The organism is Flocculibacter collagenilyticus (genome assembly GCF_016469335.1).
Classification (GTDB): Bacteria; Pseudomonadota; Gammaproteobacteria; order Enterobacterales; family Alteromonadaceae; genus Flocculibacter; species Flocculibacter collagenilyticus.
The window spans coordinates 1169939-1181584 of record NZ_CP059888.1; the positions used below are offsets into that span (position 1 = coordinate 1169939).

The following is an 11646-nucleotide window of genomic DNA, read 5'->3' on the forward strand; positions in this document are numbered from 1 at the left end:
AATGTACATGATTGGCGTGACATCCATGCACCTTTTAGGTAAAAATGCCTTAGCCTATAGAGTAGTGAGGTCAAATGAATAACTTATCCATAAAACAAAAAATCATATTTACACTAATTTCATTCGTTGTTTTTACCAGTGTATTGATTGGTTCGCTGAGTCAATGGACTGCTAAAAATATCATTGAAGAAAGGGTAGTAAGCACAGAGCTGCCAAATATTATTAAGCAAATTAGTGGTCAAATCGAAAAAGAAATTGCCTTGATGAAGGTGATTTCGCAACAGATAGCGAGCGATGCATTTATTCTTGATTGGAATGTAAACAAGCAAGATGCTGCTGGTGAAGCAATACTAATAGAAAAGCTAAAAAAAACGGTTGAACAAAATAACCTTAGTGCCGCCTCTTTTGCTGATAGATCTACTGCTAAATATTGGAATCAAGACGGCTTTTTAAGAACGCTACAGCGCGGAGCGGCAGATAGTTGGTTTTTCTCATATATCGACAGTGGCGAACCTGTCATGGTGAGTATTTATCAGGAGCCTGATACAGGTAAAACTAACTTATTTGTAAATTACCAGCAGCTCGGCGGTAGAGGCTTGTCAGGTACTGCAAAATCGTTCGACAACATTGTTGATATGCTTAACAGCTTTAAAATTGAAGAATCTGGCTTTGTGTACTTGGTTAATAAACAAGGTGCCATACAAATTCACAAAGACCGTAGTAAAGTAGGTAAAAAGTCGTTGAGTGACATTTTGGGCGCTAATACGGCGAATAATTTGTTATCTGAAAAGGCATTCAGCGCTTCAATACTAGAACTTGATGGTAAAGAAACAATAGTCGCCACAAGCTATGTGCCTAGTATGCAGTGGTACGTTGTAGCACAGGTGCCTTATCATGAAATGTTTTCCAGACTAGATGCGGCATCATGGAAAATGATGCTTTGGACATTACTGGTCGTGTTAATTTCTGGTGTTGTTGCGATGTTTATTGGCGGCTCAATTGCTAAACCTATTAATCATTTAGCTGAGCTATTTTTGCAAATGGGTAAAGGCGATGCAGATTTATCATATCGTTTACCTGAGTCGGGGCAAAAAGAGCTGGTTGATGTGGCAAAGGGTTATAACCAGTTTGCGCACAAGCTAGAAAGCGTTTTTGGCAGAATAGCCAGTAGTGGTCATAAACTACGTGATGTGGCTGAAAGCTTAAAGCATAAAGCTGAAAATACCTTAGCCAGCTCGCAAGCGAACGACGATAACACTGCGCAAATTTCAAATACTTTGAGTGAGATTAACGTATCAGTGGTTGATGTAGCCAGAAATGCTGGTGATGCGGCAGATGTAGCAAGTCAAATACAGAAGAACGCCTCTATCATTCGCGATGTTGTAAGTAATACCATTGAAGATATTAATGGCTTGTCTCACAACATACATGATGTATCTAAAGTCATTGACTCATTGAATGAGAATACTGAAACAATAGTGAGTGCGCTAGAAGTCATTCAAACGATTTCCGATCAAACTAACTTACTTGCATTGAACGCCGCAATTGAGGCCGCGCGTGCGGGCGAACATGGAAGAGGCTTCGCGGTTGTTGCAGAAGAAGTTAGAAATTTAGCGAAGAAAACCGCTGACTCCACGCATGAAATTCAATCTATTATGGATGCATTAAAGTCTACGTCTGTTTCGGCATCGAGTGAAATTTCTCAGATTATTAAGCAATCTGAAATCACGACGAATTCAATCTCCAAGGCGGAAGAGATCTTACGTGCCAACCGTGAAAACTTTAATCGAATATCTGATATGAACCGTTTGGTTGCTACTGCGACGGAAGAACAATCAGTCAGTTTAGAGAACATTAACCTAAATATGACCGACATTCAGGCTAATTCGCACAGTAATATGGAAAATGTATTAAGAATTGCTGATGAAACTAGCGAGCTTCATAAGCTAGCTGAAACGTTGGATCAGCTGATTGGACAATTCGAAAGTGTTACAAGCCGTCGCTAGGTCTTAAATACGGCGTTACTTTCGTTTATTTAAGCTTTGCCTGAAGATGTATCCCTAATTCGTTTAGGGATACAAATTTATCTGGAGATTTTTCGTTAAAATCTGCTGAAAAACTCCACACCTCCTGTGTTCCTTCTGCTAGAATAGCTGCAATTTTTGTGCTGGGAAAGTACAACAATGAATAGCAGGGTTGAGAATGTAAATTTAAGCCCCCACTATTCCTTCAATAACAAAGTAAAGTAACTTAGCTTTTACTTATGGTTGCTTTATATAAAACAAGTCTATGTAGTAAGGGGATCCTCAATGTTTATAAGTAATGCCTACGCGCAAACTGCTGCACCACAAGGTGGTGGCATGGAATTTTTAGTAATGATCGGTATTTTCGGTCTTATTTTCTATTTCCTAATTTATCGTCCACAAGCTAAGCGTGTAAAAGAGCACAAAGAATTGCTAAATGCGATTAGCAAAAACGATGAAGTATTAACACAAGGTGGCTTAGTTGGTCGTGTTGTAAAAGTCTCTGATGAAAAAGATTTTGTATTAGTAGCATTAAATGATGAAGTAGAAGTGACTGTTCAGAAATCGTCTGTTACTGCTGTTTTACCGAAAGGCACGATGAAGTCGCTGTAATAACAATTAGGGATTATTAACTGTGTTAAACAAATATCCATTATGGAAATACATAATGGTGCTGATGGTTCTAGCAATAGGATTTTTATACGCAGCACCAAATTTGTACGGGGAAAATCCTTCCGTACAAATATCAGGCACTAGAAACGCGGTAGTAGACGTAAGCACTCAAGATAAAATTAAAGCTGCACTAGATGAAAATAGCATAAGCTTTTTAAAGATGACGTTGGAAGATGAGCGTATTTTAGTGCGTTTTACAGATACTAACGATCAACTTAAAGCAAAAGATATTATCGCTAATACCTTAAGCGACAAATATATTACCGCTTTAAACTTAGCGCCTGCACAACCTGAATGGCTGAAAAACATTGGTGGTAATCCAATGAAGTTAGGCTTAGATTTACGTGGTGGTGTTCACTTTACTATGGCGGTAGATATGGACGCGGCCATTGATGCTGCAAAAGAAGGCATGGTAGCTGACTTTAAAAGTGACTTATTAGGCGAGAAGATCCGTTATAGTTCAATTAAAGAAATTTCTGGTAAGCAAGGTGTTGTGGTTAAGTTCCGTAATGCTGAAGACTTAGAAAATGGCCGAAAGCTATTAAAGAAAAACTATCGCGATTTAATTGTTGAAGAAGATGGCTCAACGGATGCACTTGACGTTACCGCGGTAATGACAGAGCAAAAACTAAAAGAAACGAAAGAGTATGCGCTACAACAAAACATAACGATTATTCGTAATCGTGTAAATGAAATTGGTGTTGCTGAGCCACTGGTTCAACGCCAAGGTGCAGATCGTATTGTTGTACAACTTCCGGGTATTCAAGATACCGCGCGTGCCAAGCAAATTCTTAATGCGACTGCAACATTAGAATTCCGTTTAGCTGATGTTAAAACCGATATGCGAGATGCGCTAAATGGTCGTGTACCAGGTAGTTCAGAAATTATCCCTCGCCGTGATAATGGTCAACCCGTGTTAGTTAAAAAACGTGTAATGCTTCGTGGTGACCGTATAGTTGGTGCTTCTTCAAGTTTTGATGAAAATGGTCGTCCTCAAGTAAACATTAAGCTTGATGCAAAAGGTGGCAATATCATGTCACGCTTTTCAAAAGATAACGTTGGTAAGCCAATGGCATCGGTATTCATAGAATACAAGCCAACAACACGCGTTAGTAAGGACGGTAAACCAGAATTCAAAAAAGTGGTTGAAATCTTAAACGTAGCAACGATTCAAACGCGCTTAGGCCGTAACTTCCGTATTACTGGTTTAGACTCTCCTCAAGAAGCACATAACCTTGCACTTTTACTTCGCTCTGGTGCGTTAATTGCGCCAATACAAATTGTTGAAGAGCGTACGGTTGGACCAAGCCTTGGCCAAGAAAATATCAACAAAGGCGTACAAGCTGTGGTGCTAGGTTTCGCACTAGTCTTGTTATTTATGCTGGTTTATTACAAAAAGTTTGGTTTGGTTGCGAACTTAGCGCTAGCTGCAAACTTAGTATTAATCATTGGTGTGATGTCGATGATCCCAGGTGCAACACTTACCTTACCGGGCATTGCGGGTATTGTATTAACCGTAGGTATGGCGGTCGATGCTAACGTGCTGATATTTGAACGTATACGTGAAGAAATTCGTGACGGTCGCTCACCACAACAAGCTATTCATCATGGTTATGATAGCGCATTTTCGACCATTGCAGATGCCAACATCACTACATTTATTGCAGCGGTAATATTATTTGCTGTAGGTACAGGTCCAATTAAAGGGTTTGCGGTAACATTAGCAATAGGTATTCTTACCTCAATGTTTACAGCAATTGTTGGTACCCGTGCAGTCGTAAATGCAGTGTGGGGCGGTAAGTCTGTTAAAGAAGTTGAAAAACTGTCCATCTAACCGGAGACGATGATGCAATTACTTAAATTAAAAGAAACCATAGGTTTCATGAATGTACGCGTTCCGGCGATGTTATTGTCAGGCTTATTGTTAGCTGCTTCAATTATTTCGTTTGCTACGCAAGGCTTAAATTGGGGGTTAGACTTTACTGGTGGTACGCAAATAGAGGTAGGGTTTGAAAAACCAGCCAATTTAAAAGAAGTGCGTACACTGTTAGCTGATGCAGGCTTTACGGATGCCGTAGTACAAAACTTTGGTACTAGCCGTGAAGTGCTGGTGCGTATTCCTGTGCTTGAAGGTACTGACAATAAAACATTAGGCAATGACATTGTTGCTGCAATTAATGCGGGTGCAGACCAAGCTGAAATGCGCAGAATAGAATTTGTTGGCCCAAGTGTTGGTAATGAACTACGCGAACAAGGCGGGTTAGCAATGCTAGCTGCACTATTGTGTATTTTAGCTTACGTTGCGATGCGATTTGAATGGCGCTTCGCTTTAGGCTCTGTTATTGCACTTGCGCATGATGTGATTTTAACGGTCGGGTTATTCTCGATACTAGGTCTTGAGTTTGACTTAACTGTATTAGCAGCAGTACTCGCCGTAATTGGTTATTCACTAAACGATACAATTGTTGTGTCTGACCGTATTCGTGAAAACTTCCGCAAAATTCGCAACGGCACACCTAAAGAAATTATTGATATTTCATTAACGCAAACGTTAAATCGTACGTTAGTTACCTCAATAACAACGTTGCTTGTACTAATGGCGCTGTTTTTCCAAGGTGGCGCATTAATACACGGCTTTGCTACGGCATTATTGTTTGGTGTATTTATTGGTACTTATTCATCAATTTATGTAGCTAGCTCAGTGGCGCTATCTTTAGGTATAAGTAAAGAAGACTTAATACCAGTAGAAGTTGAAAAAGAAGGTGCAGATCAAGAAGCGATGATGCCGTAGAGGCTTTCGTGGTATTATTGCACTTTATATCTTTTAAAACCGCCTAGTTCAGGCGGTTTTTCTTTTTATAAGCGTTTGAAATTTTATTTAAAAGGTATATTGCACTCCTACCATACCATTAATGCTAGGCTGCGGAATAACTGCATTATCCACTTCTCTAATGCCAACATGCTCAATGTTGCGATTCAATAAATTATTTATTTTTACATACCAACGCCATTGTTTATTGTGTTTAGGGCCAGTTATCGCCGTATCTATTAAATGATAACTTGGGCCTTGTTTACTGTCAGAAAATAGTGGGTTACTAGGTAGCGTTGTAGGATTGTCTACCCATTTAAACTGTGTGGATAACGTAAAGTGATCGAATTGATAGCTTACGCCAGCCCACAGTTTATGCTTAGAGATTAATGGTGTTGGCTGAGGTACTGGCGAGCTTTTATTTGTGGCATCGGCAAATGAGTAATGTGCATAATAAGTAAATTTATTAAATTTAGCGTTTAGTGATATATCGACCCCTTGGGTATTTTCTTTTCCGATATTTTCAAATCGTAACCCAGCAGTGTAGTCATTGGCAATTGGGTTATATATTCGCTCTAAGGGGGTATAGCGTATTAAGTCGCTTAACTGACTTTCGTAATAAGATGCTCTAAATATATAGTGTTGGTTAATTCGATTGAAGTAGAGTAACTCCCAGCTTTTCACTTGTTGGTTTTTTAAATTGAAATCTTGCGTGGTGTTAGGTGTCATGTAAAGCGCGGCATTTCCCCATTGTTCATTAACATAATAAAGTGATGGAGCCTGAAAGGCAGTGCCGTATAGTAGCTTTATACTACTGGTTGGGTTTAGGGTGTAACATAAAGAGATACGTTCAGTTGTGTTACTGCCATACTTTGTGGAGTGATCGAAGCGAAATGCAGCTTGTACCGAAAATTTATCATTAACCCTGTAATTAATTTCATTGAATAGTGCTGACTTAGTTTCCCACTGGCGAGTGGCTTTTAGCTGAGTTGCTGTTTCTTTACTGTAGGGTATGGTGGACGTGCCAAATACAGCGTCGTTAGCGAAAGGAGGTATACTGCGAATACGGATGGCTTCACCACCAAACAAAACATGCCATTTGGTTTTAGGTTTATAGGTATAGGTGATTCTGGCTTTTAGACTCTCATCTTCGGTATAACGATAAATTGGTATAAACTCTTGATATGATATATCGGTAAACTCAAGAAATTTGGCATCTTCATCCACTGCAAAGTCGTGATATGAAAAATCAATATCTAATTCAGCGTATTCGGAGTGGTACTGCCAATTTAACCAATAAATATCATTAGTAAACATCCACCGGTTTTCTTTATTAAGAATGGTAAGGTGAGGTGAGCGACCTTGACCAATGCCTCTGCCACCACCTTCTTCAAACTTTTGTCGAAAGAAGCCGCCTTTTAAATTATTCCATTGCCACTCAAGTAAAATATTATAGTCATTAATAGGTTGTTCAAATTCAGGATTTAAAGGAGGTTGATACCTAGCAACTGCTTGTTGATACGCCTCACCATCAAAATCAAATCCATCAGATTTAAATTGGCGTGCAAAAACGCGCAGCCACTTGTTTTCATTCTGTTTGTATTGGCTTTCAAACCAGAAGTCATAACTGGAATAACTACCCGCTGCAACACCAGCACGTTGCTGGTTTATTGACACATTATTTGCAGTCACAATATTAATAATGCCAGAAAACGCATCTGGTCCGTGAACAACAGATGTTGAGCCGTACACAACTTCAACTGAGTGGGCGAGCTTTAAAGAAATAGAATTACCAATAGAAATAGGAAAACCCGTTTGAGCATTTAGCCTTCTGCCATTTAACATAACAAGAAAGCGGTCATTCCCGTTAATACCGCGAATTGAATAATACTCACCGTACCAATAGCTATTATCAGTAAGGTCGATCCCCGGCACATGTTGTAGTAATTCACTTAAATCATTTACCGCCATGGTGTCTAAGGTTGCTCTGTCATATACCAGTACCCTTGCTGGCGACTCTAAAAGGGAGTTATTGAGCATTGAGGCACCATATACGGGCAACTGTAATAGTTCAGAGAGAGATAATGAAAACAAGTCATCAGTATTGTTAGCTGAAGTTGCAGAGCAGCTAATTAAGCAACACAAAACGCAAGCGGTTCTAAATAACATAAACACCCAAACGCTGTAACTAAGTTAATGAGCTTTAATCATAAAAGCTGTGTAAAGACATTTCACTTAACTATAGTACAGTTATTAAAAGCTAGGGCATGATGACTGTTTATCAATGAACTTGAATGATGGTGGTGTTTATTACTTACACTGTGTTATTGCGAATAACTTCACTTATTATCCCTTGCCTATATAAATGATAAATACGTACTAATTACTTATTGTTATACTTAAGATTATGTCAAAGTGATGGGAAAAACATTTATGGATCACAGTCCTCAATTTGTGAATATAGTGAACGATGCTAAATCGCGTATAAACGAAGTAAGTATCAGCTTTATTCGTGAGCAATTCGCCAATCAAAACCAACTTAATCTTATTGATGTGCGTGAAGAAAGTGAGTGGCAACAAGGTCATTGGCCTTCAGCTGTGCACATTGGTAAAGGGGTGATTGAAAGAGACATAGAGAAGCGTTTTCCTGACTTTGCTACGCCGCTGTATTTATATTGTGGTGGAGGATATCGTTCAGCATTGGCTGCTGATGCATTGCAAAAAATGGGGTATAACAATGTATTTTCAGTTGATGGAGGCTATCGTGCATGGAGCGAAGCTGGCTATCCTATTGATACTCAATAAAGATAACCATCAATATGATAGGTGTCGGCTGTAGCAAACCAAAAGTCATTTTACATGTTCAAAATCACCCACCTTTGGACGAGTATAAACAACTTATCAATGAAGGCGTATATCGACCACTTAGAGCCGACGAGATAAAAAATATTATTAGTCAGAGTGGTAATCATTGGCGCAAGATATTTTCAATTTATGCCAAGTTGCTTTTCGCTATTACAAAGGCTCAATACCAGCATCATTCTCAAAGAAGCCTACCTAACACTTGGCAAGACTATCGGGATACCGTGCTATTAACTGAACACTGTATTGGTGCAATTCAATGGGAGAGTGATGCTCATTGCTTTAGTTGCGCTGGGGTACATTTAATTTGTGGCTTTACTTATGCAGCAGCTTTATTGCCTGATGTGAACTGGCAAAAAGAAAAAAATGGTGAACCTGTAAGGTTATGGCAATTAACATCTGAAGTTAGCAGCATTGATAAGGCAGAAGATGGTTCAGCAATATGGACAGTACCATATTTTGATTACCGGCAATTTCCCAATGCATTAATTGAAGAGGCACTAAATACGATTTTTTAACTGAATAAAGGAAATGATAATTTAAAAAGCGGAACTGTTGTCAATTTAGCCACAGTGGTATTTGGTGTGTGTTTTCATCTACTCATTTATTCTAGAATACACACACTTACTAATGGTATTTACAAGTAATTATCTAAAGAAAGTCCAAAGTTATTAAAATTAATCACCGCCTGAATTTGTTCATCATGAAAGGGGTCAGCTAAATCGACTTCTTTCACATCAATGTGATGATTGTACTTAGAATGATAAACGACTTTAACTCTGGGTTGGGTAGGCGTGTTGTGATTTCGTGCAACAACGATACCTAATTTACCACTGCTTAATTTAACGGTCGTACCCACTGGGTAAATGCCAACGGCTTTAATAAATAATTGTAATAATTCTTCATCAAAATGGTTTGGCACCCGTTTTAGCATTTCTCGGTAGGCAACAATAGGGCCTACGCCAGCTTGTCGAACAGTTCCTGCGGTTAACGTATCGTACACATCAACAATAGCCATCATTCTACTAAAGCGATCAATTTGGTTAGCGTTTAAACCCGCTGGATAACCTGAGCCATCTAAATACTCATGGTGCTGCATTGCGATACGATAACTTATATTCGATAACCCGCTAATATTGCTTAAAATAGGTTGATTGTAATTAACATGACGTTGCTCAACGCGTTGTTCAAATTCACTAAGGGCAGTTTGTTTATTTAAGATGTCTGATGGCAGTTGAACTTTACCCACGTCATGCAGTAAGGCTCCGATAGCTAGATCGTGAATAATCGATTTATCTAAATTAAGATATTTAGCAAATAAAATAATTAACACTGCACAGCTAATACTGTGTTCAAATAAAAAGTCGTTACAATCACGAATATTAATCACTGCAGCTAACGCACTGTCGTTTCGTGATAATGAATTAATCATTTCATCGCTAACAACTTCAACTGACGTTAAATCAATATTTTTCTCGGTTTGAATATTTTCAAAAAGCTGTTGTTGTATTACTTTCGCTTCGCTAAAGATAGACTTTGCTTTGTCAATTTCAACATACAGATCTTGCGTGATAATAGTAACATTCGGCTGAGGATCATTAGCAGCATTTTGAGTAGGATCAGAGGTGGTTTTGTCTTCAGGCGAACTGATTTCAGCCGTATCAGTAGGCTGATCAGCAAATTGATAGCCCGTCGATCGACTTTGATCAACCAATACTTCAACAATACCTAATTTTTTAAGGCGAATAATAGATGCGTAGTCGCGTACACGGCCACTTTGCTTAACAACTACGTCGCCAATTTGTTTAGTTACCGCTTGTACATAGGTACCTGGCTGTAACTGTGTTATAGGAACACGTACCAACTGACTCATACCTAGTAATCCTTGTTTGATTGCATTGTATATCTATCGGCTAAATTAAAATAACTTTAAGCTATTCTGCAATTACCGCATGTTTAAAGAATTTGAGCAAATCTATTTTAAACTCTTCAGGTTTAATACTTGACTCAATTTCATCATCAACTTTTTTACTTGCCAAATCGAGATCGTTTACCGCAGTGTAATGCTCGTATTTTGCATTAAAGAAAACCTTCACGGTTGGCCTTAATGGATCATCGAAGTTTGATTTTGTGACAAGTGCAAGCTTACCACTTTTTAATTTTACTAACGTGCCAACCGGATGCAATCCGATACAGCTAATAAAGGCACCCAAAAGAGACTCATCATAACAGTTTGGGCAGTCTCGTCGAAGCTTTTTAAATGCCTGAATGGGGTTACTGTCTTTTCTGTAACTGCGCTCAGAGGTCATTGCCTCATATGAGTCGATGATGGCCATCATTCTTGCATATTGCGAAATATCATCACCAGCTTTAGCTTGATAACCGCTGCCATCTAAGCGCTCATGGTGATTTAGCGCTACATCTAATACAATGTCTGATATGCCATTCGTTTGTTTCAGTAGTGTCCAGCCTTCATGAATATGCTGTTTTACTGTGTCATATTCTTCGGCAGTTAACTTTCCTTTCTTGCTGAGCAATTTATTAGGTAACTTAACTTCGCCTAAATCGTGTAATAACGCTCCCATAGCTAGCTGTTCGATAATGTCTTCATCAAATTGCATATGCTTAGCAAATATCGACATTAAGATAGAGCTATTGATTGCATGATCGAACAGATAACCTTCTTTATCATGTAAGCGAGTAAGACACGCCAAGGCATCTTGATTGTTAAAAACAGACTCAATAACGCCTTTCGTTAAGCTTTCCAACGGAGCTACATTTAAAGGCTTCCCAGACTTAACATCGTCCAAGGTTTTCTTTTGTAATTCGACTGCTTGTTCAAACAGTTTATTCGCGTTACCTAATTCTTGCTCTAATGCGACGCGAGGAATAGTTGGGTGTGGAGGTACAGGCTTTTCTGGCTCTTTAGGTTCAGGCTCTGGCTCAGGCTTTTTAGGTTTATCCGTGATCGTTTTGTCGGGATCAATGGTAATTTCGGTGATCCCAACTTGACGTAATTTGTCTATTGCTTGTTGTGTTTTTACCCAGCCACTAGATTTAACTTTGGCTTTTCCGGTTTGCTTAAGAACACCTTGCACAAACATTCCAGGCTTGAGCTCATCAATAGAAATATTTTCCATAATTGAATACAAAATCTAACCAAAAATACTTACATCAACATTATTTAACTTTAGCAGAACAAATAATAACCAAGACTATTTATCGCCAATTTTTTTGTGTTTTTAGCAAAAAAATGAGTTCTTCAATTGATTCAATTAC

9 protein-coding genes are annotated in these 11646 nt (G+C 38.7%); 6 read left to right on the top strand and 3 right to left on the bottom strand.

The window, feature by feature from the left end; translation table 11 throughout:
* Positions 1–74 precede the first annotated feature (74 nt).
* The 4 genes from HUU81_RS05185 to secF all read left to right on the top strand — a co-directional run bounded on the left by HUU81_RS05185 (position 75) and on the right by secF (position 5487).
* Positions 75–2006: a methyl-accepting chemotaxis protein gene (locus HUU81_RS05185; RefSeq protein ID WP_199611200.1), complete on the top strand. Its 1932-nt coding sequence runs from the start codon at positions 75–77 to the stop codon at positions 2004–2006.
* A gap of 303 nt (positions 2007–2309) precedes the next feature.
* Positions 2310–2636 carry a preprotein translocase subunit YajC gene (yajC, locus tag HUU81_RS05190; RefSeq protein ID WP_199611201.1) on the top strand — a complete coding sequence of 109 codons (327 nt, stop codon included), beginning with the start codon at positions 2310–2312 and terminating at the stop codon, positions 2634–2636.
* A gap of 22 nt (positions 2637–2658) precedes the next feature.
* Complete coding sequence (gene secD, locus HUU81_RS05195) at positions 2659–4530, top strand: protein translocase subunit SecD (protein WP_199611202.1); 1872 nt, start codon at positions 2659–2661, stop codon at positions 4528–4530.
* A gap of 12 nt (positions 4531–4542) precedes the next feature.
* Positions 4543–5487, top strand: a complete 945-nt coding sequence (secF, locus tag HUU81_RS05200) for a protein translocase subunit SecF (protein ID WP_199611969.1) — start codon at positions 4543–4545, stop codon at positions 5485–5487.
* Positions 5488–5574: 87 nt separating this feature from the next.
* Here secF and HUU81_RS05205 read toward each other — a convergent pair whose 3' ends face one another.
* Positions 5575–7545 (bottom strand): TonB-dependent receptor plug domain-containing protein, encoded by a 1971-nt coding sequence (locus HUU81_RS05205; protein WP_199611203.1) that lies wholly within the window; start codon positions 7543–7545, stop codon positions 5575–5577.
* 393 nt (positions 7546–7938) lie between these two features.
* On the opposite strand from HUU81_RS05205, the gene HUU81_RS05210 reads away from it, so the two are divergent.
* Positions 7939–8310, top strand: coding sequence for a rhodanese-like domain-containing protein (locus HUU81_RS05210; protein ID WP_199611204.1), 372 nt, complete (start codon positions 7939–7941; stop codon positions 8308–8310).
* Between the two features lie 14 nt (positions 8311–8324).
* Positions 8325–8885, top strand: a complete 561-nt coding sequence (locus HUU81_RS05215; protein ID WP_199611205.1) for a DUF6942 family protein — start codon at positions 8325–8327, stop codon at positions 8883–8885.
* A gap of 119 nt (positions 8886–9004) precedes the next feature.
* Here the strand turns inward: HUU81_RS05215 and HUU81_RS05220 are convergent, their stop codons facing one another.
* Entirely contained in the window at positions 9005–10240 is a 1236-nt protein-coding gene (locus HUU81_RS05220; RefSeq protein WP_199611206.1) for an HD-GYP domain-containing protein, read from the bottom strand.
* Between the two features lie 61 nt (positions 10241–10301).
* Positions 10302–11507, bottom strand: coding sequence for an HD-GYP domain-containing protein (locus HUU81_RS05225; RefSeq protein WP_199611207.1), 1206 nt, complete (start codon positions 11505–11507; stop codon positions 10302–10304).
* Positions 11508–11646 lie beyond the last annotated feature (139 nt).

Coding starts and splice junctions, on each gene's coding strand:
- yajC (WP_199611201.1), top strand. CDS start 2,310: ATGTTTATAAGTAATGCCTACGCGCAAACTGCTGCACCACAAGGTGGT.
- HUU81_RS05220 (WP_199611206.1), bottom strand. CDS start 10,240: ATGAGTCAGTTGGTACGTGTTCCTATAACACAGTTACAGCCAGGTACC.
- HUU81_RS05215 (WP_199611205.1), top strand. CDS start 8,325: ATGATAGGTGTCGGCTGTAGCAAACCAAAAGTCATTTTACATGTTCAA.
- HUU81_RS05210 (WP_199611204.1), top strand. CDS start 7,939: ATGGATCACAGTCCTCAATTTGTGAATATAGTGAACGATGCTAAATCG.
- secF (WP_199611969.1), top strand. CDS start 4,543: ATGCAATTACTTAAATTAAAAGAAACCATAGGTTTCATGAATGTACGC.
- HUU81_RS05205 (WP_199611203.1), bottom strand. CDS start 7,545: ATGCTCAATAACTCCCTTTTAGAGTCGCCAGCAAGGGTACTGGTATAT.
- HUU81_RS05225 (WP_199611207.1), bottom strand. CDS start 11,507: ATGGAAAATATTTCTATTGATGAGCTCAAGCCTGGAATGTTTGTGCAA.
- HUU81_RS05185 (WP_199611200.1), top strand. CDS start 75: ATGAATAACTTATCCATAAAACAAAAAATCATATTTACACTAATTTCA.